This is a genomic window from Pseudomonas sp. IT-P12 (assembly GCF_949767465.1).
Lineage (GTDB): Bacteria > Pseudomonadota > Gammaproteobacteria > Pseudomonadales > Pseudomonadaceae > Aquipseudomonas.
The window spans coordinates 467,737-492,848 of the sequence record NZ_CATKPY010000023.1; the positions used below are offsets into that span (position 1 = coordinate 467,737).

At 63.0% G+C, this 25,112-nt stretch carries 23 protein-coding genes; 10 read left to right on the plus strand and 13 right to left on the minus strand.

What is annotated here, in order from left to right; all coding sequences use genetic code 11:
- Positions 1 to 2 precede the first annotated feature (2 nt).
- From livM to ACM6IM_RS20310, 4 genes are all read left to right on the plus strand, one after another.
- Positions 3 to 1,286, plus strand: coding sequence for a high-affinity branched-chain amino acid ABC transporter permease LivM (livM, locus tag ACM6IM_RS20295; RefSeq protein WP_201193636.1), 1,284 nt, complete (start codon positions 3 to 5; stop codon positions 1,284 to 1,286).
- Positions 1,283 to 2,155, plus strand: coding sequence for an ABC transporter ATP-binding protein (locus ACM6IM_RS20300; RefSeq protein WP_414866125.1), 873 nt, complete (start codon positions 1,283 to 1,285; stop codon positions 2,153 to 2,155). Before livM ends, ACM6IM_RS20300 begins: the two co-directional genes overlap by 4 nt.
- Positions 2,152 to 2,871 (plus strand): ABC transporter ATP-binding protein, encoded by a 720-nt coding sequence (locus ACM6IM_RS20305; RefSeq protein ID WP_192307737.1) that lies wholly within the window; start codon positions 2,152 to 2,154, stop codon positions 2,869 to 2,871. Before ACM6IM_RS20300 ends, ACM6IM_RS20305 begins: the two co-directional genes overlap by 4 nt.
- A gap of 755 nt (positions 2,872 to 3,626) precedes the next feature.
- A complete protein-coding gene (locus ACM6IM_RS20310; protein WP_192307738.1) occupies positions 3,627 to 4,397 on the plus strand; it encodes an SDR family oxidoreductase in 771 nt (256 codons plus the stop codon).
- Between the two features lie 76 nt (positions 4,398 to 4,473).
- Here ACM6IM_RS20310 and ACM6IM_RS20315 read toward each other — a convergent pair whose 3' ends face one another.
- The 5 genes from ACM6IM_RS20315 to ureE form a co-directional block, all read right to left on the minus strand.
- Positions 4,474 to 5,607 (minus strand): AGE family epimerase/isomerase, encoded by a 1,134-nt coding sequence (locus tag ACM6IM_RS20315; protein WP_414866126.1) that lies wholly within the window; start codon positions 5,605 to 5,607, stop codon positions 4,474 to 4,476.
- Between the two features lie 227 nt (positions 5,608 to 5,834).
- On the minus strand, positions 5,835 to 6,407 hold the full coding sequence (locus ACM6IM_RS20320) for a HupE/UreJ family protein (protein WP_414866127.1): 573 nt from the start codon (positions 6,405 to 6,407) through the stop codon (positions 5,835 to 5,837).
- A 34-nt stretch (positions 6,408 to 6,441) separates the two neighbouring features.
- On the minus strand, positions 6,442 to 7,056 hold the full coding sequence (gene ureG, locus ACM6IM_RS20325) for an urease accessory protein UreG (protein ID WP_414866128.1): 615 nt from the start codon (positions 7,054 to 7,056) through the stop codon (positions 6,442 to 6,444).
- A 23-nt stretch (positions 7,057 to 7,079) separates the two neighbouring features.
- Complete coding sequence (locus tag ACM6IM_RS20330; RefSeq protein WP_414866129.1) at positions 7,080 to 7,754, minus strand: urease accessory protein UreF; 675 nt, start codon at positions 7,752 to 7,754, stop codon at positions 7,080 to 7,082.
- Positions 7,751 to 8,251: an urease accessory protein UreE gene (ureE, locus tag ACM6IM_RS20335; RefSeq protein ID WP_192307743.1), complete on the minus strand. Its 501-nt coding sequence runs from the start codon at positions 8,249 to 8,251 to the stop codon at positions 7,751 to 7,753. The genes ACM6IM_RS20330 and ureE overlap by 4 nt, the downstream gene beginning before the upstream one ends.
- 312 nt (positions 8,252 to 8,563) lie before the next feature.
- On the opposite strand from ureE, the gene ycaC reads away from it, so the two are divergent.
- Together ycaC and ACM6IM_RS20345 are read left to right on the plus strand one after the other, a co-directional pair.
- Positions 8,564 to 9,193 (plus strand): isochorismate family cysteine hydrolase YcaC, encoded by a 630-nt coding sequence (gene ycaC / locus ACM6IM_RS20340; RefSeq protein ID WP_192307744.1) that lies wholly within the window; start codon positions 8,564 to 8,566, stop codon positions 9,191 to 9,193.
- A gap of 272 nt (positions 9,194 to 9,465) precedes the next feature.
- A complete protein-coding gene (locus ACM6IM_RS20345; protein ID WP_414866193.1) occupies positions 9,466 to 11,307 on the plus strand; it encodes an amidohydrolase in 1,842 nt (613 codons plus the stop codon).
- A 168-nt stretch (positions 11,308 to 11,475) separates the two neighbouring features.
- Here the strand turns inward: ACM6IM_RS20345 and ACM6IM_RS20350 are convergent, their stop codons facing one another.
- From ACM6IM_RS20350 to ACM6IM_RS20370, 5 genes are all read right to left on the minus strand, one after another.
- Positions 11,476 to 13,077: an MFS transporter gene (locus ACM6IM_RS20350; RefSeq protein WP_414866130.1), complete on the minus strand. Its 1,602-nt coding sequence runs from the start codon at positions 13,075 to 13,077 to the stop codon at positions 11,476 to 11,478.
- 1 nt (position 13,078) lies between these two features.
- The gene (locus ACM6IM_RS20355) at positions 13,079 to 14,377 is read right to left on the minus strand and encodes an OprD family porin (RefSeq protein ID WP_414866131.1); all 1,299 of its coding nucleotides are present in this window, start codon (positions 14,375 to 14,377) and stop codon (positions 13,079 to 13,081) included.
- 111 nt (positions 14,378 to 14,488) lie between these two features.
- The gene (locus tag ACM6IM_RS20360) at positions 14,489 to 15,400 is read right to left on the minus strand and encodes a LysR substrate-binding domain-containing protein (RefSeq protein WP_192307747.1); all 912 of its coding nucleotides are present in this window, start codon (positions 15,398 to 15,400) and stop codon (positions 14,489 to 14,491) included.
- A 38-nt stretch (positions 15,401 to 15,438) separates the two neighbouring features.
- On the minus strand, positions 15,439 to 16,071 hold the full coding sequence (locus ACM6IM_RS20365; RefSeq protein ID WP_192307748.1) for a TetR family transcriptional regulator: 633 nt from the start codon (positions 16,069 to 16,071) through the stop codon (positions 15,439 to 15,441).
- Between the two features lie 145 nt (positions 16,072 to 16,216).
- A complete protein-coding gene (locus tag ACM6IM_RS20370; protein ID WP_414866132.1) occupies positions 16,217 to 16,771 on the minus strand; it encodes a hypothetical protein in 555 nt (184 codons plus the stop codon).
- A 388-nt stretch (positions 16,772 to 17,159) separates the two neighbouring features.
- Between ACM6IM_RS20370 and ACM6IM_RS20375 the strand changes: the two genes are divergently transcribed.
- Positions 17,160 to 19,235, plus strand: a complete 2,076-nt coding sequence (locus ACM6IM_RS20375) for an AsmA family protein (protein ID WP_414866133.1) — start codon at positions 17,160 to 17,162, stop codon at positions 19,233 to 19,235.
- 99 nt (positions 19,236 to 19,334) lie between these two features.
- On the opposite strand, the gene ACM6IM_RS20380 is transcribed toward ACM6IM_RS20375, so the two are convergent.
- Entirely contained in the window at positions 19,335 to 19,865 is a 531-nt protein-coding gene (locus ACM6IM_RS20380; RefSeq protein WP_192307751.1) for a ferritin-like domain-containing protein, read from the minus strand.
- 245 nt (positions 19,866 to 20,110) lie between these two features.
- Here ACM6IM_RS20380 and ACM6IM_RS20385 point away from each other — a divergent pair, with 245 nt between their 5' ends.
- Positions 20,111 to 21,001 carry an esterase/lipase family protein gene (locus ACM6IM_RS20385; RefSeq protein ID WP_414866134.1) on the plus strand — a complete coding sequence of 297 codons (891 nt, stop codon included), beginning with the start codon at positions 20,111 to 20,113 and terminating at the stop codon, positions 20,999 to 21,001.
- A 105-nt stretch (positions 21,002 to 21,106) separates the two neighbouring features.
- Here the strand turns inward: ACM6IM_RS20385 and ACM6IM_RS20390 are convergent, their stop codons facing one another.
- Entirely contained in the window at positions 21,107 to 21,985 is an 879-nt protein-coding gene (locus ACM6IM_RS20390; RefSeq protein ID WP_414866135.1) for a DMT family transporter, read from the minus strand.
- Positions 21,986 to 22,155: 170 nt separating this feature from the next.
- Here ACM6IM_RS20390 and ACM6IM_RS20395 point away from each other — a divergent pair, with 170 nt between their 5' ends.
- Complete coding sequence (locus tag ACM6IM_RS20395) at positions 22,156 to 22,458, plus strand: PsiF family protein (protein WP_192307754.1); 303 nt, start codon at positions 22,156 to 22,158, stop codon at positions 22,456 to 22,458.
- Between the two features lie 169 nt (positions 22,459 to 22,627).
- Complete coding sequence (locus ACM6IM_RS20400; RefSeq protein WP_192307755.1) at positions 22,628 to 23,641, plus strand: AI-2E family transporter; 1,014 nt, start codon at positions 22,628 to 22,630, stop codon at positions 23,639 to 23,641.
- 128 nt (positions 23,642 to 23,769) lie between these two features.
- On the opposite strand, the gene ACM6IM_RS20405 is transcribed toward ACM6IM_RS20400, so the two are convergent.
- On the minus strand, positions 23,770 to 25,044 hold the full coding sequence (locus ACM6IM_RS20405; RefSeq protein WP_414866136.1) for an Hsp70 family protein: 1,275 nt from the start codon (positions 25,042 to 25,044) through the stop codon (positions 23,770 to 23,772).
- Between the last annotated feature and the right edge of the window lie 68 nt (positions 25,045 to 25,112).

Genomic DNA, 25,112 nt, shown 5'->3' on the forward strand with positions numbered 1-25,112 from the left:
CGATGTCTTCAACCACCAAAAAAACCATAGATCTGAAAAAAAGCCTGGTTGATGCGATTCTTTCCGGCCTCATCGCCCTGATCGTCTTCGGACCGATTGTCGGCGTCGTTCTGGACGGCTACGGCTTCAACATGGAGACCACGCGCCTGGCGTGGCTCATTGGCATCGTCATGCTCGGGCGCTTCGCCCTCAGCACCTTTCTGCAGACCCCCCGGGGCCTGAAGATCCTCGAGGGATTCGAGAGCTCCGGTTCAGGCGTGCACGTACTGCCACCGGATTACAAATCGCGCCTGCGCTGGATCATCCCGCTGATGATCGTGATCGCCGTGGTCTTTCCGTTTTTCTCCAACTCCTATCTGCTGGGTGTGGTCATTCTCGGGCTGATCTACGTGCTGCTGGGCCTGGGCCTGAACATCGTGGTCGGCCTCGCCGGCCTGCTCGACCTGGGTTACGTGGCGTTCTACGCCATTGGCGCCTATGGCCTGGCGCTCGGTTACCAGTACCTGGGACTGGGCTTCTGGACGGTGCTGCCGCTCGCGGCCATCGCTGCGGCCATGGCCGGTTGTATTCTGGGTTTCCCGGTATTGCGTCTGCACGGTGACTACCTGGCGATCGTGACCCTGGGCTTCGGCGAAATCATCCGGCTGGTGCTCAACAACTGGCTATCGCTCACCGGTGGCCCGAACGGCATGCCGGCGCCGCTGCCGACCTTCTTCGGTCTCGAGTTCGGCAAGCGGGCCAAGGATGGCGGGGTGCCATTCCACGAGTTTTTCGGCATCGCCTACAACCCGGACGTGAAGTACTACTTCATCTACGCGGTGCTGTTCCTGGTGGTACTGGCCGTGCTGTACATCAAGCATCGGCTGGTCAAGATGCCGGTCGGCCGCGCCTGGGAAGCCCTGCGTGAAGACGAGATCGCCTGCCGCTCCATGGGCCTGAACCATGTGCTGGTCAAGCTTTCGGCGTTCACCATCGGTGCCTCCACTGCCGGTCTGGCCGGGGTGTTCTTCGCCACGTACCAAGGGTTCGTCAACCCGACCTCGTTCACTTTCTTCGAATCGGCGCTGATCCTCGCCATCGTGGTACTGGGCGGCATGGGCTCGACCATCGGCGTCGTCATCGCCGCATTCGTGCTCACCGTGGCCCCGGAACTGCTGCGCGGCTTTGCCGAATACCGTGTGCTGCTGTTTGGCGTCCTGATGGTGGTGATGATGATCTGGCGACCGCGTGGGCTGATCAGGATCAGCCGCACCGGTGTGACCCCGCGTAAAGGAGTGGCGCCATGAAGGACGTCGTACTCAACGTAGAAAAACTGATGATGCACTTCGGTGGCATCAAGGCCCTGAACGATGTCAGCCTGAAGGTGCACCGCAACTCGATCTTCGCCCTGATCGGCCCCAACGGTGCCGGCAAGACCACGGTGTTCAACTGCCTGACCGGTTTCTACAAGGCTTCGGGCGGCAAGATCGAACTCAACGTTCGCGGCGAAAACACCAACGTCATCCAGTTGCTGGGTGAATCTTTCAAACCGGTGGATTTCGTTTCGCCGAAATCCTTCATCAGCCGCCTGTACTACAAGATGTTCGGCGGCACCCACCTGGTGAACCGTGCCGGGCTGGCGCGAACTTTCCAGAACATTCGCCTGTTCAAGGAAATGTCGGTGCTGGAAAACCTGCTGGTGGCCCAGCACATGTGGGTCAACCGCAATATGCTCGCCGGCATCCTCAACACCAAGGGCTACCGCAAGGCCGAAAGCGATGCGCTGGACCACGCCTTCTACTGGCTGGAGGTGGTGGACCTGGTGGACTGCGCCAACCGTCTGGCCGGTGAGCTGTCCTATGGTCAGCAACGCCGTCTGGAAATTGCCCGTGCCATGTGCACACGGCCGCAGATCATCTGCCTGGACGAACCGGCCGCCGGCCTCAACCCTCAGGAAACCGAAGCGCTGAGCGCGATGATCCGGCTGCTGCGCGACGAGCACGATCTGACCGTGGTGCTGATTGAACACGATATGGGCATGGTGATGAGCATTTCCGACCACATCGTGGTGCTGGACCACGGCGTCGTGATCGCCGAGGGCGGCCCCGATGACATTCGCAACGATCCGAAAGTGATTGCCGCCTACCTGGGCGCCGATGAAGAGGAGCTCGTATGACCAAGGCTCCCATCCTCGAACTGAAGAACCTGGACGTGTTCTACGGCCCGATCCAGGCGCTGAAAAAAGTCTCGTTGCACATCGACGAAGGTGAAACCGTCAGCCTGATCGGCTCCAACGGGGCCGGCAAGTCGACCCTGCTGATGTCGATCTTCGGCCAGCCACGGGCGGCGGACGGGCAGATCCTCTACCAGGGCGTGGACATCACCCACAAGTCGTCGCACTACATCGCGTCCAACGGTATCGCCCAGTCGCCGGAAGGCCGGCGGGTGTTCCCCGACATGACAGTCGAAGAAAACCTGCTGATGGGCACCATCCCGATCGGTGACAAGTATGCCACCGAGGACATGCAGCGCATGTTCGAGCTGTTTCCGCGCCTCAAGGAGCGGCGGACTCAGCGGGCCATGACCATGTCCGGTGGCGAGCAGCAAATGCTCGCCATCGCCCGCGCACTCATGAGCCGCCCGAAGCTGCTGTTGCTCGATGAGCCGAGCCTGGGCCTGGCACCCATCGTGGTGAAGCAGATCTTCGCGACCCTGCGGGAACTGGCCAAGACCGGCATGACCATCTTCCTGGTCGAGCAGAACGCCAACCACGCGCTGCGGCTGTCTGACCGGGCCTATGTGATGGTCAACGGCGAGATCCGCATGAGCGGCACCGGCAAGGAGCTGCTGGTCAACGAGGATGTGCGCAACGCCTACCTCGGCGGGCATTGAGCCTCGCTGATACCCACAGCCCCGGCGAGTGATCGTCGGGGCTTTTTTATCGCGGGTCCACCCTCGATTCCTGTGGGAGCAAACCCGCGCCCACAGGACATTGGCCCATTGTGGAAAACAAATTTTCCAAGCTCCGAAAGCGCGACATAAAGCCGCTGTAAATAGTTGTTTCGGCACGCTTTTGACTTGTCCCCGTTTGCTGTGGAGCCGGCTGTGAATAACGTGGGAGTAGCTGGCTGAAAGCCTTTGAAAACGTGGCTTGCAGCGATGCGGTTGTTTTTTGATCAGCTGCTTTTGCCCGTCCGAATGCTGGTAATGTCAACCTTTTTATTGGGCCCGCCAGCGAGGTGAAACGGCCGGGCTCAGCCTGTGGATAACTCTGTGGTTAAACTCTGGAAAGACTCAGCCGAGGGCCGTCGTTACTGGCTTGGCGCCATCGGTGATGGGGCGGTCCGCTTCGGCAATGGGGCATGGGGTGCACAGTGAGCGATCCAGGGTCAAGCAAAAAACTTTGCATTCTGCCCGCCAGGCCTTGTGCACAGCGGCGTGCAGCGTATTCACTTGCCCCCGGAAACTGTGGAGCCGCCTGTGGATAACGTGCGGGTACATGGCTACAGGCCACGGCGGATAAGGCGCCCAGCGATGTGGTTGTTTTTTGTACAGCGAACCCGGTTGCCGGTGCGAGTCAAGGCGGGCATGCTGCCAGCTGAATTTCCATTCCAGGGCTGTCAGTCAGCCCAAGCAAGGAGAACACGATGTCCAACACCCTGTTTATTACCGGCGCGACGTCCGGTTTTGGTGAAGCCTGTGCCCGTCGATTCGCCGAGGCGGGTTGGAAACTGGTGCTGACCGGCCGTCGTGAAGAGCGCCTGAATGCCCTGTGCGCCGAATTGTCGAAGCAGACTGAGGTCCATGGCCTGGTGCTCGACGTGCGTGATCGCAAGGCCATGGAGGCGGCGATTGCCAGCCTGCCGCCATCCTTTGCCAAGCTGCGCGGGCTGATCAATAACGCCGGCCTGGCATTGGGGGTGGACCCGGCACCGAAGTGCAACCTCGATGATTGGGACACCATGGTCGACACCAACATCAAGGGCCTGATGTACAGCACTCGCCTGCTGCTGCCGCGCCTGATTGCCCATGGTCGCGGTGCGGGTATCGTCAACCTGGGCTCGGTCGCCGGTAACTACCCGTACCCGGGCAGCCATGTCTACGGCGGGACCAAGGCCTTCGTCCAGCAGTTCTCGCTGAACCTGCGCTGCGACCTGCAAGGCACGGGCGTGCGCGTCAGCAACATCGAGCCTGGCCTGTGCGAGAGCGAGTTCTCGCTGGTACGTTTTGCCGGGGACCAGGAGCGTTACAACGCGACCTACGCCGGTGCCGAACCGATCCAGCCGCAGGACATTGCCGACACGATTTTCTGGGTGCTCAACGCCCCGGCCCACATCAACATTAACAGCCTGGAGTTGATGCCGGTGAGCCAGACCTGGGCGGGTTTTGCGATTGATCGCACGCGTGGCGAGGCGTAAGGCCGCGTAAGGGCCATTCGCGAGCAGGCTCGCTCCCACTGGGACTGTGCATGCCCTGTGAGAGCGAGCCTACCCGTCACTGCAGATAATCGAGCAGTCCGCGATAGCAGGTCGCCAGGTGGTAGGGCGTGGTCGACGGCATGTCGCGACGGCTGACCTCACCGTTGACCGCGCGACATTCGTGCCAGCCGCCCGCGTGCAGAAAGCGCCGTTGCAGGGTCTGCAATTGCCGCAGTACGTGGGCTTCGCTGTCCGGTCGCAGCGTCAGCGCGCGCAGGTATTCCGCCTGGGCCCAGATGCGCTGTGTCGCGTCGCGGGGCTGGCCGTCCGCCTGCAGAACCAGCGTTGCCTTGACCGCTCCGGTCTGTTGGTCGACGCCCAATCGCTCGGTAAAGGTAAAGGCGCGCTTCAGGGACGCGTGCAGCACCGTGTCGCGCAACAGCGGCGAAGATTGCAGCAGGAAATACCATTCGAACTGGTGCCCCGGTTCGAACCAGTTATCCACAGCCCCCAGCGGTTTCTCCATCAGCACCCCGTGTTCGAGGTCGATAAAGCGTTGTTGCATGGCGCTGCACAGCTCGATGAGTGCGGTCTGTACGGCGGGGTCTTCGCGCACCGACAGGGTGGCGAGAAAGGCTTCTGCCAGGTGCATCAACGGGTTTTGCAGGGGGCCGCTGTCCAGCGACGACCAGTCGCGTTCCAGGCTGGCTTCGTACAGGCCGTCGCCCGTGGCGAAACGTTGGGCAACCACTTGCAGAGCAGCATTGAGCACCGACTCCACCAGCGGTTCGCGGACCTTGTCCCAGTAATGGGCGCAGGCAAAGATGATGAAGGCGTGGGTGTAGAGGTCCTTGCGCTGATCCAGGGGCGCGCCTTGTGGATCGATGCTGTAGAACCAGCCGCCGTGTTCGGCGTCATGGAAGTGTTGCTGCAATGAGCGGAACAGGGCGCTGGCCCGCGCCTGGGCGCTGGGCACCTGGCCGATCAGGCTGGAAAACAGGTACAGCTGGCGCGCGCAGGCCATGGCCCGGTAGCGTTGCGTTGGCAATGGCTGGTGCGCGGCGTCCAGTGCCTCGTAGGGCAGCGCCATGTCGGCGTTCCAGCCAGGCCCGAGCCAGAGGGGCACGATCACGTTCTGGAAATGCGCTTGCACCGTGGCAAACAGGGCGGTCAGTTCAGGCTGGGAAGCGGAGCGGGAAACAGGCGGCATTGGCTGGCGTCGTCACGGCAGGGTTGATTGCGCGACATGTTAGCAGGCCTTAGGGATGTGGTGTCTGTCAGGCCGCCATCGCTGGCAAGCCAGCTCCCACAGGTTCAGCCGAAAATCCTTTGGTGTCTGTCAGGCCGCTATCGCTGGCAAGCCAGCTCCCACAGGTTCACCGCAAACCCTGTGGGAGCTGGCTTGCCAGCGATGAGGCCATCAGCAGCAGCGAAGGATCAACTCGCCAGCAACCACCCACCCGTTACCGCCGACACCGCCCCCGCAACCCGCACCAGCGGCGCCGCCGCTTGCGGCAACACGCGGACCACGCCGTACCCCGCGGCATGCAGCGCCGCTGTAGCGGCGACAAAACCTGCGGCGTACGCCCATGGACTGGTCATGTCCGGCAGTTCCAGGCCATGCGCCACACCGTGGAACAGCGCAAACAACGCCGTCGCGACCACCGCCAGACTCAACGGCGGGCGGACCGCCAACGCCACGGCCAAACCGAGCGCCAGCACCGAGGCCGCGATCCCGCCTTCCAGCGCCGGCAGTTGCAGGCCTTCAAAACCCAGCAGGCCGCCGAGCAGCAGGGTGCCGACAAACGTGCACGGCAGGGCCCAGCGTGCGGCGCCTTGCTGCTGTGCCGCCCACAGCCCGACCGCCAGCATCGCCAGCAAGTGGTCGAGGCCGCCAATCGGATGGCTGATGCCGGCGATCAAACCGTTGTCGCCGTGGCCGGGGTGGGCGAAGGCGATGGCCGGGGCCAGCAGCAGGACCAGGGCGCCGAGAATGCGTTTGAGTGTCATGGGTAAGCTTCCTTGTTGAGATCGGTGAAGGTGATCAGGCGGCGTTCAGCAGGCCCTGGCGTTCGATGAAGGCGATGATGTCTTCAAGCCCCACGCCGGTTTTCTGGTTGCTGAAGACAAACGGCTTGCCGTTGCGCATGCGCTGGGTGTCGCTGTCCATCATCTCCAGCGACGCCCCCACCAACGGCGCGAGGTCGACCTTGTTGATCACCAGCAGGTCGGATTTGCAGATGCCCGGCCCGCCCTTGCGCGGCAGCTTGTCGCCGGCCGAGACGTCGATCACGTAGATCGTCAGGTCGGACAACTCCGGGCTGAACGTCGCGGACAGGTTGTCGCCTCCGGACTCCACCAGAATCAGGTCCAGCCCCGGGAAGCGCCGGTTCAACTGGTCGACGGCTTCGAGGTTGATCGAGGCGTCCTCGCGGATCGCCGTGTGCGGGCAGCCGCCGGTTTCCACGCCGATGATCCGCTCCGGCGCGAGGGCCTGATTGCGCACCAGGAAGTCGGCGTCTTCGCGGGTATAGATGTCGTTGGTCACGACCGCCAGGTTGTAGCGATCACGCAGCGCCAGGCACAGGGCCAGGGTCAACGCGGTCTTGCCGGAACCGACCGGGCCGCCGATGCCGACGCGCAGAGGTTGTGTGTTCATGTGATTCTCCAAAATGACAGGCCCTAGGAACGGAACAGGCGGCTGTACTGGCGCTCATGGGCCATGCAGGACAGGGACAGACCGAAAGCGGCACTGCCGAGGTGTTCGGGGTTGAGGCGGCTGGCGTCCTGCTGGGCTTGCTGCAGCAACGGCAACAGTTCGCTGGTCAGGCGCTGTGCGGCTTGTTGGCCCAGCGGCAGGGTTTTCATCAGTACCGCCAACTGGTTTTCCAGCCAGCTCCAGAGCCAGGCGGCCAAGGCGTCCTGCGCGCTGATGTGCCAGGCGCGTGCGGCCAGCGCCCAGCCCAGGGCGAGGTGCGGTTCGGGTTGGCGCTCGAGAAAGGCGCAGGCCGGCGCGTCCAGTTCCGGCAGGCCGTTGAGCAGTTGCTGCAACGAATAACCCATTTGCCGGCTCTCCTGATGCAGCTCGCGGGTTTCCCGGCTGGCGCGATGTTCTTCGCAGCGCTGCTGCAATCGGTCCCAGTCCTCTTCAGCGGCGGCCACGCAATGGGCCAGCAGCAGGGGCGCTTCGAAACGGGCCAGGTTCAGCAACAGTTGATCGCTGATCCAGCGTCGCGCGCTGGCGGTGTCGTGCACCCGGCCGTTGTCCACGGCCATTTCCAGGCCCTGGGAATAGCTGTAGCCGCCAATCGGCAATTGCGGACTGGCCAGGCGCAGCAGCGCCCAGGCCGGGTTCATGAGCGCACGCCGAATTGGTGCAGTTTCGGCGGGTAGTTGAAATCCTCGTCGCCATGCCGTGAGTGGTGATGACCGCCACCGTAGGCGCCGTGTTCGGGCTGGAACGGGGCTTCGACCGGCTCGACCCGGGCGCCCAGTTGTTCAAGCATCGCCTTGAGCACGTAGTCATCGAGCAGACGCAGCCAGCCATCGCCCACTTGCAGGGCCACGTGGCGATTGCCCAGATGATAGGCCGCGCGGGTCAGCTCGAACGCATTGGCACAGGTGACGTGCAGCAACTGCTCGGGACGGGCGCAGACGCGGACGATGCGACCGTCCTGCGCTTCAAGGCACTCGCCGTCGTACAGCGGCGGCTGGCCGCGTTCCAGAAACAACCCGACGTCTTCACCCTCGGCACTGAAACAGCGCAGGCGGCTTTTGCTCCGCGCTTCGAAGGTCAGGAGCAGCTCGGCGGCCCAGACGGGTTGAGGATCGATTCTTCGATGAATCACCAGCATCGCAAAGCTTCCGGCAATAGACAGTACCGAGGTTAGAGCAAGGGCCTTGCCAATCGTGAGAGGTGTAGGAAATAGCTGTCGGAGGCGTAGGATTGTTTCTATGTATCGAAGGTTTTGCATCGTTATGGGGCGCGCCGCAAGCAGGGAGCACTGATTTGTGGCGTAAACAGGCTCGCCCTTCTATCGTTCACAAAATAGAACGCTAAGGCCGATTTTCACTATCTAGCGGGTAAAACGTGATGGTTTTAATCTTCTCCCATCAACGCGAAACACACCCACTACTGAAAATCAAAACCCTTAGGAGCAACAGCCATGACTCAATTCAAATACAACCGCCTGAACAAAGACGACGCTGCCGTGCTGCTGGTCGATCACCAGGCTGGCCTGCTGTCCCTGGTCCGCGACATCGAGCCGGACGCGTTCAAGAACAACGTTCTGGCCCTGGCTGACCTGGCCAAGTTCTTCAACCTGCCGACCATCCTCACCACCAGCTTCGAGCAAGGCCCCAACGGTCCGCTGGTTCCTGAATTGAAAGCGCTGTTCCCGGATGCCCCTTACATCGCCCGCCCTGGCCAGATCAACGCCTGGGACAACGAAGACTTCGTCAAGGCTGTGAAAGCCACCGGCAAGAAACAGCTGATCATCGCCGGTGTCGTGACCGAAGTCTGCGTAGCGTTCCCGGCCCTGGCGGCACTGGAAGAAGAGTTCGACGTGTTCGTGGTCACCGACGCCTCCGGTACCTTCAACCAGATGACCCGTGACGCTGCCCATGACCGCATGAGCCAGGCCGGTGCACAACTGATGACCTGGTTCGGCGTGGCCTGCGAGCTGCACCGCGACTGGCGCAACGATATCGAAGGTCTGGCTGCGCTGTGCTCTAACCACATCCCGGACTACCGCAACCTGATGACCAGCTACAACGCCTTCAACACCGCCAAGTAATCCGCTGCCGCCCCGGACACCGACTATCGTTGTCCGGGGCGGCACGCTTGTTCACCGCACATCCATCCAATTCCTGCCGGGCATTGCCCGGCATGCTACGCAGTCGTGCCCACCGCTGCCGCATCCAGATGGAGACCATCATGACTCAAGACTCCAACGACAAGAGCCGCCGCCAGTTCCTGGCCAACAGCACTATTCTCGGTGCTGCCGGTGCGCTCTGGTCCGCCTTGCCATTTTCAGGTTCCGCCTACGCATCCAGCCAGGGAGGCTCAATGACCGCCGACCTGATCCTGTTCAACGGCAAACTGCACACGGTCGACCGTGAGAATCCACTGGCGACAGCGGTCGCCATCAAGGACGGCCGCTTCATTGCCGTGGGGACGGATGGCGAGGCCATGGCTCACAAAAGCTCGGCCACGCACATCATCGACCTCAAGGGCCGTACGGTCATCCCGGGGTTGAACGACTCCCACCTGCACCTGATTCGAGGCGGCCTCAACTACAACCTGGAGCTGCGTTGGGAAGGCGTGCCCTCGGTCGCCGACGCCTTGCGCCTGCTCAAGGATCAGGCCGCCCGCACACCGACGCCGCAGTGGGTGCGCGTGGTGGGCGGCTGGAACGAATTCCAGTTCGCCGAAAAACGCATGCCGACCCTGGAGGAGATCAACCAGGCGGCGCCCGATACCCCGGTGTTCCTGCTGCACCTGTACGATCGCGCCCTGCTCAATCGCGCTGCGCTCAAGGCCGTGGGCTACACCAAGGACACGCCTAACCCGCCCGGTGGCGAGATCCAGCGCAACAAGTTCGGCGAACCGACCGGCCTGTTGATCGCGCGTCCCAATGCAATGATCCTCTACGCCACCCTGGCCAAGGGACCGAAGCTGCCACTGGAGTACCAGGTCAACTCGACCCGCCAATTCATGCGCGAACTCAACCGCCTCGGCCTGACCAGCGCCATCGATGCCGGTGGTGGTTACCAGAATTACCCGGACGACTATCAGGTCATCCAGGAGCTGGCCGACCGGGGTCAGTTGAGCGTCCGCATCGCCTACAACCTGTTCACCCAGAAGCCCAAGGAAGAGCTCGCCGACTTCAAGAACTGGACCTCCAAGGTCAAGCCCGGCGACGGCAGCGACTTCCTGCGCCACAACGGCGCGGGCGAAATGCTGGTGTTCTCCGCAGCGGACTTCGAAGACTTCCTGGAGCCGCGTCCCGACCTGCCGCAAACCATGGAACAGGAACTGGAGCCGGTGGTGCGCCACCTGGTCGAGCAGCGCTGGCCGTTCCGTCTGCACGCCACCTACGATGAATCGATCTCGCGCATGCTCGACGTGTTCGAGAAGGTCAACCGCGACATTCCGTTCAATGGCCTGCCGTGGTTCTTCGATCACGCCGAAACCATCAGTTCGAAGAACATCGAGCGGGTGCGCGCGCTGGGCGGCGGGATCGCGATCCAGGACCGCATGGCGTTCCAGGGTGAGTACTTTGTCGATCGCTACGGCGCCAAGGCGGCCGAGAAGACGCCGCCCATCCAGCGCATGCTCGCCGAGGGCATCCCGGTGGGCGCCGGCACCGACGCCACCCGTGTTTCCAGCTACAACCCGTGGACGTCGCTGTACTGGCTGGTCAGTGGCAAGACCGTTGGCGGCATGGCGCTGTACCCGGAAGGCCTGAGCCGCGACACCGCATTGCAACTGTTTACCCACGGCAGCGCCTGGTTCTCCAGCGAGCAGGGTAAAAAGGGGCAGATCAAGGTCGGCCAGTTGGCGGACCTGGCGGCCTTGTCGCTGGACTACTTCAGTGTCGACGAAGAAGCAATCAAGAGCATCGAGTCGGTGTTGACCGTCGTCGATGGCAAGGTGGTGTACGGTGCCGGCGAATTCGACAAGCTCGGTCCGGCCCAGGTGCCGGTGCTGCCCGAGTGGTCGCCGGTGGCCAAGGTGCCAGGGCACTGGCGCGCGGGAGCACCCTCGCTGGCGGCTGCGGTGCACCAGTGCGTCGGGCCTTGCGGGGTGCATGCGCACAGCCACGAACGGGCCCGGCATTCGAGTGTGCCGGTCAACGACTACCAGGGTTTCTGGGGGGCGTTGGGCTGTTCGTGTTTTGCGTTTTGAAGTGAATGGGGGCCGGTGACGACCCCCCTTTTTTTGTGTTGTTCAGGCGGGCCCATCGCGAGCAGGCTCGCTCCCACAGAAGAGTGATCTCCATATGGATACCCGTTGCTACAGCACAGCAGTTTCCATGTGGGAGCGAGCCTGCTCGCGATGAGGCCGCAACAGCCACTACAGCTGTTGTGGTTTAGCTTCCGCCCCCGCCAGCAAGTGGCGAATCCGGATCGGCACCCCGTCGGTCTGCAACTGCCGCACCCGCGCTTCGATCTTCAGCTCGCCACGGGTCACCCGGCCGTGATGGCGCAAATGCTCCAGCCACGATTCCTCGAAGAAAAACTCCACCCATGATTCGGGTTCGGCGCTGTCGCGCATCAACCCCCATGACAGCGCGCCATTGCGTTTGCGCATGGCCTCCAGTTCCCGCGCGGCCTTCTGGAACGCGTCGACCTTGGCCGGTTCGACGTGGTACTCGACCGTGACCATCACTGGCCCGCCGTCCCGATTCAGGTCCTCGCTGAGCAAGGGTGTCGGCCAGTGTAGCGACGGCGTCAGCTCCTCGACCTCGGTGCTGGGCAATGCCACCCTGATGGTCACCAGCGTGCCGAGGGCCAGGCCACCGGCGGCCAGCAACAGGCTCAGGGTGATCGAGGCGTGGCTGGCCAGGCTGCCCCAGAGCAAGCTGCCCGCGGCCATGGCGCCGAAAAACACCAGGATGTACACCGACAGCGCTCGGGCCCTGACCCAGGCCGGCACCGAGGTTTGCGCCGCAACCTGCAGGTTGGACAGCACGGCAATCCAGGCTGCCCCGCTGAGCAACATCGCCGGCAACAAGGCATAGAAGTTACGCGTCAACGCCAGGGCCAGCAGAAACAACGCATACACCAGGCTGGCCGCCGCCACCAGGCGATCACGGCTGATCCGCTCGCGCAGGCGCGGCAACAAGGTGGCGCCACCGACCGCGCCGATGCCGATCGCCGCCAGCAACAGGCCGAAGTCGGCGGCGCTGCCGTGCATTTCTCCGCGCACGATCAGCGGCAGCAGCGACATGCCGGCGCTGGCGCAAAAGAAAAAGGCCAGGGCGCGGATCAGCACCGCCTGCAAGGGTTTCGAGCTGCGGGCGAAGCGCAGCCCGGTGCGGATGGCGCCGACAAAGCGCTCTGCCGGCAGCAAGGGTTCCTGCACCTGACGCTTCCACAGCAACAGGACCACGATCACCCCGGCGAACGACACGGCGTTGAGGGCGAACGTCAGCCAGGGCCCGACCAGGCTCACCAGCACGCCGGCCAGCGCGGGGCCGACCGCGCGCGATACGTTGATGCCGACGCTGGAGATGGCCACGGCGTTGGACAGTTCGTCCTTGCCGACCAGTTCCGGCGTCAGTGCACTCCAGGCCGGCATCATCAGCGCGGTGCCGATGCCCAGGGCCAGGGTCAGAACCAGCAGCAGCGTGACGTTCATCATGCCGAACAGGGTCAGCAGGGCCAGGGTCAGCGCGACCGCCGACATCCACAACTGCACCAGCAACAGGTAGCGGCGCTTGTCGACGATGTCCGCCGCCGCGCCGGCGGGCAGGGCGAGGAAGAACATCGGCAGCGAGCCGGCGACCTGGATCAGGGCCACATGCAGCGGGCTGGCCGACAGCGTGGTCATCAGCCAGCCGGCCCCCACTTCATGCATCCAGGTGCCGATGTTGGAGGCGATGGTGGCGATCCACAGCATGCGGAACGTGGTGTTGCGCAAGGGGCTCCAGGCGCCTGAGGTTGCAGTGCTCATATCAGAAGGTGCCTTTGAAGGGGTATTCGATGATCACGTAGAGGCGGTCGATGTCGTCGCCGGCCTGGGCGCTGTTGGCGCGGTGGCTGACATGCGACAGCGACAGGTTGAGACCCTTGGCGCTGCCGGACTGCACGGTGTACTTCAGGTCGACGTCGCGTTCCCAGTGCCGGCCTCCCTTGCCTTGCTGGGGTGTGTAGCGGTCGTCGTCCGGGTCGAATGGATTGTAGGCGCCGCCCTGGGGGGCGTGGGTGCCATCGATACCGCTGCCGCTGACGTAGCGCGCCATCAGCTTCAGGCCCGGGACATTGAACGTGGCCATGTCGAGGTCGTAGCGCAGTTGCCAGGAGCGTTCGCCCGGGCCGTTGAAGTCGGCGTACTTGATCGAGTTGGCGAGGTAGATGGAGTCGCCGCCGACGAAGTCGAACGGGGTGTCGCCCTCGATTTTCTGATAGGCCAGGGTCACGGCCTGGGCGCCGAAGGCGTATTTGGCTGCCACGCTGTAGGCCAGGGTGTCGATGGCGCCGGCACTGGCGTTGCCGGTGTCGCGGGTCTGATAGAGGTTGCCGTCCAGGTGCCAGTCACCCTGCCTGGCGTTCAGGTTCAGATAGGCCTGGCGCCAGGTGTCCTGCAGCTGCGAGGCGAACAGTGCGCCGCCGAACGGGCCGTCGGGGGCGTAGGTGGCGCCTGCCAGGCTGATGGCGTGACCGTCGGTGTTGGCGCCGTAGCCGTCGAAGTCCTCGGCGCTCGAGCTGCTGTCCTGGTTGCTGAAGGCGGTGAAACGCCCCGCCTGCAGGCGCCAGTCGGGCAAATCGGTGTTTTCCAGCAGCCAACCGGTGGCGTATTCCGGACGCAGGCGTTTGTCGGCGGTGTCGAACACCGGGGTTTCGACGGTCATCTCGCCATAGCGCAGCACGGTGTGACCCATGCGCAACTTCAGCGCCGCGCCGGCGCTGGAGTAATCCGACGCGGCGCGCCCGTCGCTGTCGCGCGGCAGCAGGCCGGTGCCGGCGTGGCCGCGACCGCCGTCGAGCTTGAGCCCCACAAAGCCATGGGCATCGACGCCCAAGCCTAGCGTGCCTTCGGTGAAACCGGAGCGGATGTCGCCGATGAAGCCCTGGGCCCATTCCTGGCGGTAATTCTGACCGCTGGCCGAAGGCGAACGGAAATCGCTGTGCAGAAAGTAGTTGCGGCTGAGCAGCGACCAGCCCGCCTCGTCATCGGCGTGGCTCAGGGCTGGAGTCATGATCGCGACAGTGGCGAGCAGGGCGCGGGATGGCCCACGTATCAAGGCAGTCATGGGCGCTCCGGGGTAGATGATCCGGCACTGTAGAGGAGCGTCTGGGACAGGGATTGTACGAATGTGCTGGATCGGACCCGGACGCCGCGCCGAGGGCGGCCGGGCCCGGTTTCACGCCATGTCGCTGACGCTGAACTCCTCGGCCAGGTGGTCGATCAGCGAGCGCACCGACGGCAGCAGTCCGCGCCGCGACGGGAAGATCGCATGAACAATGCCGCAACGCGGATGCCAGCCCGGCAACAGCTCTACCAGTCGGCCTTCAGCCAGGTCTTCGCGTACTGCCACCCGTGGCAGGTGGGCGATCCCCACGCCGGCCACCACGAAGTGGCGCAGGGCAAACAGGTCGTCGGTGACCATGCGCGGCGTGTGGGGGATGACAATGCTGTGGTTCATGTCCTCGCCCTGAATCAGCTCCCATTGGTATTCGCGCTGGACACTGCCCCAGTGCACGCTCGGCAGTTGGCTGAGCACCTGCGGATCGAAGCCCGGCGGCAGTTGTTCGAGGTACCTGGGGTGGCCGACCAGGCACTGGGTGCTGTTGCCCAGCACCTTCATCACCATGTCGGTGTTTTCCAGGGGCGGAAAGCGCACGCGCAGGGCGACGTCGATGCCTTCATGCAACAGGTCGACGCGACGGTTGGTGCTCTCGATGAACAGTTCCACCTGGGGGTACTTGAGCATGAAGCGCGACAGCATCGGCCCGACCCAGAAGTTCAGCAGGGTGGTCGGGCAACTGATGCGCACCAGGCCGCGGGGTTCGCTGCGGTTGCGCTCGATGATCTCGGCGGCACCCTCGGCTTCCACGCGCATGGCCAGGCAACGCTGGTAATAGGCCTGGCCAACCTCGGTCAGCGAGCAGTGGCGGCTGGTGCGGTGCAACAGGCGTACACCCAGGCGCTCCTCGAGGTCGGCGATGCGCCGGCTGAGCTTGGATTTGGGCATGTCCAGCGCCCGGCCGGCCGGGGCGAAGCCACCGTGCTCGACCACTTGGGTGAAGTAGTAGAGGGAGTTGAGGTCTTCCAATGATCGTTCTCCGATCTCCAAAGGGCAGCGCAGCAGGTTTATTCGGTGCTGCCCAGCCCTTGCCAGTGCTTGAGGCCAATGAAGATAAAGCGCAGTTGCTGGGTCATCTTGGCCTGGGGCGTGAGGTGCTCGGGCAGCGCCTCGACCGGCGGGTCGATGATGTCGGGCAGGGTGGCAAACACGCTTTTGACGATCAGGTCTGCCATGACGTGCAGGCCGGCGATGTCCAGGTGCTGCAACTTGGGCATCAGCGCCAGGTCGGCCGTCAGGTCGGAGCTGATGTCTTCGCGCAGCCGGCCGATGGCCTGGCGCACCGGCAGCGAACCGCCGTACTGCTCGCGGGCGAGAAACAGGAACTGCGAACGGTTGGCCGACACCACGTCGAGAAAGATCCGCACCGAGGCGTCGATGATGCCGCCCATCACGAATTCGTTGTGGCGCACCAGGCGAATGGTTTCGCGAAAGGTCTGGCCGACTTCACTGACCAGGACCAGGCCCAGTTCATCCATGTCGGCGAAGTGTCGATAGAAACCGGTGGGGACAATCCCGGCGGTCTTCGCCACTTCACGCAGGCTCAGGCTGCCGAATCCACGGCCGCACTCCATCAAATGACGGGCGGCGTCCATCAGGGCGTTGCGGGTTTGTTGTTTCTGTTCGGCGCGGGGCAGCATCGCAAGGGGTGTTTTCTGGACAGGACAGCGAAGCACTCTAGCAAATCGGCTTTGCCGGCGTCGAACGATCAGGCGGGGAAGGGGGATTCTGGAAAATCAAAAGCCCAATCCGGGGATTGGGCTTTTTTTCAGGGCGGACATGGCCTTAACTCAAGCGGCTGTTGCGTTCGATCACACGGTCACCACCACCTTCGGCAAGGATTTGACCTTGTGGAGTGCGGTCGGAACCGTCAGCAGCCAGGGTCTGGCCTTGTGGAGTGCGATCGAAACCGTCAGCAGCCAGGGTCTGACCTTGTGGGGTGCGATCGGAACCGTCAGCAGCCAGGGTCTGACCTTGTGGGGTGCGGTCGGAACCGTCAGCAGCCAGGGTCTGACCTTGTGGAGTGCGGTCGGAACCGTCAGCAGCCAAGGTCTGGCCTTGTGGGGTGCGGTCGGAACCGTCAGCAGCCAGGGTCTGGCCCTGTGGAGTGCGATCCGAACCGTCTTGAGTGATCAGGCCTTTTTCTTTCAGGCGATCGTTGCCACCTTCAGCCAGGGTCTGGCCTTGTGGGGTGCGGTCGGAACCATCAGCCGCCACGGTCTGGCCGAACGCCGATTGGCTGGCTTTGACTTGTGGGGTGGCCTGTTCGGCGGCTGGCAGGGCGAAAGCGGTGCTGGCCAGCATTGAGAGGGTAAGGCTAAGCAGTAATTGGCGTTTCATGATCGGGGTGCTCCGTGGCAAGGCAATAAATTGGGTACGAGGGCAATGCTACTCTCGATAAGTCGATATAAAAGTTCATAAACGCAATGGTAATAATCAACGGAATTGATTGTTCACCGCGAAGGCTCTAAACCGGGCCTTTCCGGCCGGCGTTTTCGCACCGATGTGGGTATTTTCAACTCACATGTGCCGCACAAAAGTGCGGGGGCGGTAACACCGGGTGACGAGCGCAGGGTGAGTCGGGCCGATTATTTGAACGTTAAGCCGCATTTCGGTTAAACCTGCGGGCGGTTTTCCAGTCGTACACTTCATGGCAGGCCAATCTGGCCTAACGTTTCACACGTGCGTCGCAGTCAGGGCGCTCAGTCGTATTCAGGAGCTTTGTGCAATGACGCGCACCCCGAAAATCCTCGCCTGGACCTTTGCCAGCCTGGTGGTTGTGCTGGCGATACTGGTGCTGATCATCGCGTTCTTCGATTGGAACCGGATCAAACCGACCCTCAACAGCAAAGTCTCCGAAGAACTGCACCGACCGTTTGCCATCAATGGCAACCTCGCGGTGATCTGGCGGCGTGAGCCTGACGAAGGCGGCTGGCGGGCATGGGTACCATGGCCGCACGTGGTGGCCGAAGACCTGAGCCTGGGCAACCCGGACTGGTCGAAACAACCGCAAATGGCCACGCTCAAACGCGTTGAGCTGCGCCTCTCGCCGCTGGCCCTGCTCGCGCAACGGGTGACGATCCCGCGCATTGACCTCACCGAACCCAACGCACAGCTGCAGCGTCTGGCCGATGGGCGGGCGAACTGGACGTTCCAGTTCGACCCCAAGGATCCGAATGCCGAACCTTCAAGCTGGGTGGTGGACATTGGTTCTATCGGGTTCGACAAGGGCCATGTCACCCTTGATGACCAGACCCTGAAAACCCAGCTCGACCTGCTGATCGATCCCTTGGGCAAGCCGATCCCGTTCAGCGAGATCGTCGGCGACAAAGCGGCGAAGACCGCGCAGGACAAGGGCAGCGCGCCTCAGGACTATGCGTTTGCCCTCAAGGTCAAGGGCCAGTATCACGGCCAGAAACTCGCCGGCGAGGGCAAGATCGGCGGTCTTTTGGCCTTGCAGGATGCCACCCGACCTTTCCCGCTCCAGGCCCAGGTGGCGATTGCCGAAACCCGTGTCGAGCTCGCCGGTACGCTGACCGATCCGCTCAACCTCGGTGCCCTGGACTTGCGCCTGAAACTGGCCGGCACCAGCCTCGGCAACCTCTACCCGCTGACCGGCGTGACCCTGCCGGACACCCCGCCCTACGCCACCGACGGTCATCTGATCGCCAAGCTGCACGAAGCGGGCGGCGCAGTGTTCCGCTATGAAGGGTTCAACGGCAAGATCGGCGCGAGCGACATTCATGGCGACCTGGCTTATGTCGCCAGCCAGCCCCGACCGAAACTCAGCGGTTCGCTGGTCTCCAACCAACTGCTGTTTGCCGACCTGGCGCCGCTGATCGGCGCCGACTCCAACGCCAAGCAAAAGGTCCGTGGCGGTGAAAGCAAACAACCGGCGGACAAGGTGTTGCCGGTCGAGGAGTTCAAGACCGAGCGCTGGCGCGATATGGACGCGGATGTCGAATTCACCGGCAAGCGCATCGTCCACAGCGAAAAACTGCCGTTCAACGACCTTTACACCCACCTGGTGCTGACCGACGGCGCGCTCAGCCTCGAGCCGCTGCGCTTCGGCGTCGCCGGCGGCAAGCTGGACGCGCAGATTCGCCTCAACGGGCGCACCGAGCCGCTGGAAGGCAACGCCAGACTCACCGCCCGCGGCTTCAAGCTCAAGCAACTGTTCCCGACCTTCGAACCGATGAAGACCAGTTTCGGCGAACTCAACGGCGATGCCGACATCAGCGGTCGCGGCAACTCGGTGGCGACCTTGCTCGGTACGGCCAATGGCAATCTGAAAATGCTGATCAACGACGGCGCCATCAGTCGCGAACTGATGGAACTGGCCGGGCTCAATGTCGGCAACTACGTGGTCGGCAAGATCTTTGGCGACAAGGAAGTGAAGATCAACTGCGCGGCCGCCGACTTCGACATCAAGAGCGGCCTGGCGAGTACACGGTTGTTCGTCTTCGACACCGAGAACGCGATCATCTACATCGATGGCACGGCGAACATGACGACCGAGCAACTGGACCTGACCGTGACCCCGGAATCCAAAGGCTGGCGCCTGATTTCGCTGCGCTCGCCATTGTATGTGCGGGGCAAGTTCATCAAGCCCGACGCCGGCGTGAAGGCGGTGCCGCTGATGCTGCGCGGTGCGGGGATGGTGGCGTTGGGCGTGATCGCCGCGCCGGCGGCGGGGCTGCTGGCGCTGGTGGCGCCCAGTGGCGGGGAGCCCAATCAGTGTGCGCCGTTGTTGCAACAGATGAAGGCGGGGAAGGCGCCGGTGACGGTCAAGCCCACAAAGTGACGGGGTGACTGCAAGGGTCCTTCCGTCGGAATGCAGCCCCGAGCAAGCCCGCTCCTATGTCTGTGGGAGGGGCCTGCTCGCGGCAGGGCCGGTCAGGTGTTACAAATCGTTCAGGATGTCCGCCATATCATCCGCATGCTCTTCCTCCTGAGCCAGGATGTCTTCGAAGATCCGCCGGGTCGTCGGGTCCTTTTCGCCTATGTACTGAATGATCTCGCGGTAGCTGTCGATGGCGATGCGCTCGGCAACCAGGTCTTCGTAGACCATTTCCTTGAGTGAATTGCCGGCCACGTACTGCGCGTGGGAGTTTTTCGACAGCAGGTCAGGGTTGAATTCGGGCTCGCCGCCCAGTTGCACGATGCGTTCGGCCAGCCGGTCGGCGTGCGCGGCCTCCTGGTTGGCGTGCTCGAGGAATTCGTCGGCGGCGACATGGGCCTTCAGTCCGTTGGCCATGAAATAGTGGCGCTTGTAGCGCAGCACGCAGACCAGCTCCGTGGCCAGCGATTCGTTGAGCAAGCGCAGCACTTGCTCGCGGTCGGCGCTGTAGCTTTCGGTCACCGCGCCATTCTCGACGTTCTGCCGGGCTCGGGCGCGAAGCGTCGTTACATCAGACAAATGCATGTCACTCATTTCGTTCTCCTGGAGGCTAATCCAATGGGGCGTCACCCTCTGTGGAAGTGATCGCTACTTAGGCTGTGAGTCCCGTGGGTGGCGAAAAGTTTGATGCAATTTGCCCATTGAAAAGCGTGACGGGCCGAGCTGGAATCGCGGCATGTCATAGACTGCTCGTCGAGTTGTCACTTTTCCTGGCGATGCTTGGCGGATGTCTTGCATCCAACCGGGTGTCACCTCACCGCTCACAAGGATGTCCACTCATGTCGCAAGGTTCGGCCACGCGTTATCCGTTGGTCCTGGTCCCGGGGATGCTCGGGTTTATCCGGCTGGTGCTCTATCCCTACTGGTACGGAATTGTGGAGGCGTTGCGCCAGGGTGGGGCGACGGTGATCGCGGTGCAGGTATCGCCCCTCAACTCCACCGAGGTGCGCGGTGAACAATTGCTGACGCGAATCGACGAGATACTGCGGGAGACCGGCGCCGACAAGGTCAACCTGATCGGCCATAGCCAGGGCTCGTTGACCGCCCGGTACGCGGCGGCGAAGCGCCCGGATCGCGTGGCCTCCGTGACCTCGGTGGCCGGGCCCAACCATGGCTCGGAGCTGGCGGACTACCTGCACACCCATTATCCGGCGGACAGCGCCAAAGGCCGGCTGCTGGCTTTCTTCCTGCGCCTGATCGGTGCGGTCATGGGATTGCTCGACACCGGCTATCGCGGCCCGAAGTTGCCGGTGGACATCCACGCGTCCCACGAGTCCCTGACCACGGCGGGCGTGGCGCTGTTCAACCAGCGTTATCCACAGGGGCTGCCCGACACTTGGGGCGGACACGGGCCGGAAGAGGTCAACGGCGTGCGCTACTACTCGTGGTCAGGCACCCTGCAGCCGGGCAAGACCGACCGCGGACGCAACCTGTTCGACGGCACGAACCGCAGCTGCCGACTGTTTGCCACCACCTTCGTGCGCGAAGCCGGGCAGTGCGACGGCATGGTCGGGCGTTACAGCTCGCACCTGGGCACGGTGATTGGCGATGCATATCCGCTGGATCATTTCGACATCGTCAACCAGTCGCTGGGGCTGGTGGGCAAGGGGGCCGAGCCGATTCGCCTGTTTGTCGAGCATGCGGCCCGGCTCAAGGCGGCTGGCTTGTAGACCGCGTCGCTCCCAATCGCGAGCAGGCTCGCTCCCACATTGGATCGGCTTATACAGGACCATTGTGGGAGCGAGCCTGCTCGCGAAAGCGTCAGTGAGTTCGCTCTAGGCCTTGCGCCCCAACACCGTCGTCCACCGCTCCGAAACAATCACTCCGCCCAGCGTCAAAGCCCCTCCCACCAGGTGATACATCGCCAACTGTTCACGCAACACCACGGCGGCGATCAGCGCGGTCATCAGTGGCAGCAGGTTGAAAAACAGCGTGGTCCGGCTCGGGCCCAGGCGCACCACCGCCTGCATCCACGCCAGTGGCGCAACCATCGAAGCCAGCAGGCAGGCATACAGCACCAGTGGAATGTTCTGTGGCGTCGGGCCGATCTTCGGCGACGCGGCGAACAGCGGGAACAGCACCACCACCGCCACCAGCACTTGCAGGTACAACAACACCAGTGGCGGCAGGCGCAGCTGCCATTTTTTCAGCAGTGTGCTGTAGAGCGCGTAGGCCAGCGTGGCGATCAGCATCAGCCCATCGCCGAGGTTCACCCCGTGTTCCATCAATACCGCGAGGCTGCCGGACGACACCACCACCAACACGCCGATGAGCGACAGCACCGCGCCGGCCAGCGCACCTGCCGTCAGGCGCTGGCCCAGGCAGGCAATGGCCATGGCCAGCGACATCAACGGCATCAGCGACAGAATGATCCCCATGTTGGTGGCCGTGGTCATGCTCGCGGCGAAATACGCCAGGCTTTGATAAATCGCCATCCCCAGCACACCGAGGATGAATACCTTGCCCAGGTTCGGAGCAATCGCCGACCAATGGGCAATGACCGGTTTGAGCATGAAAGGCGTGAACAGCATCCCGGCCAGCAGCCAGCGGTAGAAACCGATCTCGGCGGGGAAGATCGCCCCGGCCGACATTTTGGTGATTACGGTGTTGCCGGCCCAAATGAAAATGGCCAGCAGGGGGTAAGCGTATTGCATCAGGACAACCAGAACGTTAATGGACGGCCATTATCCACGGTCTGGCGGCAATGCCCACGCCCATGGCCTTGCCTCCGACATGCGCCGGGGTCGCAGGAATGTGTAACAGGCCTTGTCTACACTTCAGGACGAGGCCGTGCCCCTCGGTGCGGCGACAAGGAGAAAACTCCATGAAGATGTTGCGTGTCCCTTTGTTGATGATCGGGCTGCTGCTCTGCTCCCAGGGCTTTGCCGCCACGGCACAGCAGAACAAAATGACCACCTGCAATGCCGACGCTACCGCCAAGAGCCTCAAAGGCGACGAGCGCAAAGCCTTCATGAGCACCTGCCTCAAGGCTGCACCGGCGGCCAACGACGCCAAGGCCCTGACCCCGCAGCAGGAGAAAATGAAAACCTGTAACGCCGATGCCGCGACCAAGGCCCTCAAGGGCGATGAGCGCAAGGCGTTCATGAGCAGCTGCCTGAAGAAATAACCGGGTCCGGGATTTTTTGCCGGCCGTCCGGCCCCATCCTCGGAACGCCGCCCGCCGATGGGGCCGGCAGGGCCGTCTGAATTTCACCTCGCCCCCGGGACAATCCCTAGTGCTGACACCCGAACGCTGGCAGACTGCCAATCCTTTTACGCCGTTCGTTTGAGGCTGTATGCCAACGTTTTCTCAACGCCAAGTCCTGCTGGTCATCAGTTGGGTCATCATCTTCGGTGGGTTGCTCCTGGTGATCCCGTTGCGCTTGCTGCCCAGCCTGCTGGCCGGGCTGTTGGTGTTCGAGCTGGTCAACATGCTGACCCCGCAATTGCAGCGCCTGATCGAAGGCCGGCGCGCGCGCTGGCTGGCCGTGGCGTTGCTGGGAACCCTGGTGGTGAGTGTGCTGGCGCTGATCTTTGCCGGCGCCATCAGCTTCCTGCTGCACGAGGCGGAAAACCCTGGCGCGTCCCTCGATAAATTCATGCACGTGGTCGACCGCGCGCGCGGGCAGTTGCCGCCGTTCGTCGATGCCTACCTGCCGGCCAGTGCCGCGGAATTTCGCGTGGCGATCGGCGAATGGCTGAGCAAGCACCTCAGCGACCTGCAACTGGTTGGCAAGGACGCCGCGCACATGTTCGTGACGCTGCTGATCGGCATGGTGCTGGGGGCGATCATCGCCTTGCAGCGCATCCCCGACCTGACCAAGCGCAAACCGTTGGCCGCCGCGCTGTTCGATCGCCTGCACCTGCTGGTCCAGGCGTTTCGCAACATCGTGTTCGCGCAGATCAAGATTTCCCTGCTCAACACCTTCTTCACCGGGATTTTCCTGGCGGTGGTGCTGCCGATGTTCGGCATCAAGCTGCCCCTGACCAAAACCCTGATCGTCCTGACTTTCCTGCTAGGCCTGTTGCCGGTGATCGGCAACCTGATGTCCAACACTTTGATCACCATCGTCGGCCTGTCCCTGTCGATCTGGGTCGCGGTGGCGGCGCTGGGTTACCTGATTGTCATCCACAAGCTCGAGTACTTCCTCAACGCGCGCATCGTCGGCGGACAGATCAGTGCCAAGTCGTGGGAGTTGCTGCTGGCGATGCTGGTGTTCGAGGCCGCCTTCGGCCTGCCGGGGGTGGTGGCAGGGCCGATTTACTATGCGTACCTGAAGAGCGAGTTGAAGCAGGTGGGAATGGTTTGATCCGGCCGTTTTATTGCCGGGTCTGACGCCTTCGTCGGAACGCCGCCCGGAGCAAGCCCGCTCCCACAATGGAATGCATTTCCCAGTGGGGGCGAGCCTGCTCGCGACAGGCGCGACTCGGCCTCAAATCACTCCATCGGACCGTAACGCTTCGCCGCCTCAATCGCCAGACCGCTGCCGATGCTGCCAAAGATGTTCCCTTCCACATGCCGTGCATTCGGCAACATGGCCGACACACTGTTGCGCAGCGCCGGAATCCCGCTCGAACCGCCGGTGAAGAACACCGTGTCCACTTGATCGACCCGGACGTTGGCGTCGGTCAGCAGTTGGGTCGCGCTGTTGCGCACACGCTCCAGCAGGTTGTCGATGGCCGACTCGAACAGCGCGCGGCTCAGTTCCACGCTCAGGCCCGGCTCGATGCGGTCCAGCGGTACGTGGCGGCTGTCGGCGTGGGTCAGGTGGATCTTGGTTTCTTCCACTTCCATCGCCAGCCAGTGCCCGGCGCGTTGCTCGATCAGCTTGAACAGCCGGTCGATGCCGCCCGTGTCCTCGATGTCGTAGCGCATGCTGCCCAGCGCCAGCTGCGACTTCTGCGAGTACACCGAGTTGATGGTGTGCCAGGTCGCCAGGTTCATGTGGTGGCTGGTGGGCATGTAGGCACCGCTCTTCATGCGGCTGCCGTAGCCGAACAGCGGCATCAGGCCTTGCAGGCTCAGTTGCTTGTCGAAGTCGGTCCCGCCGATGTGCACGCCACCGGTGGCGAGGATGTCGTCCTGGCGGTTGTCGTGGCCACGGCGCTCCGGCGACAGGCGCACCAGGGAGAAGTCCGATGTACCGCCGCCGATGTCGACGATCAGCACCAGCTCTTCGTTCTCGATGGTCGACTCGTAGTCGAACGCCGCCGCAATCGGTTCGTACTGGAAGGACACGTCCTTGAAACCGATGGCACGGGCGACGTCCACCAGGGTGTTTTCCGCTTCCTGGTCGGCCATTTCATCGTCATCGACAAAAAACACCGGACGCCCGAGTACCACCTCATCGAATTCGCGACCGGCGGTCGTCTCGGCGCGCTTCTTCAACTGGCCGATGAACAGCCCGAGCAGGTCCTTGAAGGGCATCGCCGTGCCCAGCACGCTGGTGTCGTGCTTGATCAGCTTGGAACCCAGAAGGCTCTTGAGCGAGCGCATCAGACGGCCTTCGTAGCCTTCCAGGTACTCGTGAAGTGCCAGTCGGCCGTACACCGGGCGGCGCTCTTCCATGTTGAAGAACACCACCGACGGCAGGGTGATCTTGTCGTCCTCCAGCGCGATCAGCGTTTCCATGCCGGGGCGCAGCCAGCCGACGGTGGAGTTGGACGTGCCGAAGTCGATACCACAGGCACGGGCTGGAGATGCGTTTTTCATGACTTTCAGGTTCCGGTTAAAAAACGGCCGCGCAGTGTATGTCAGAGCGGCGCAGATTCGAAGGCCGA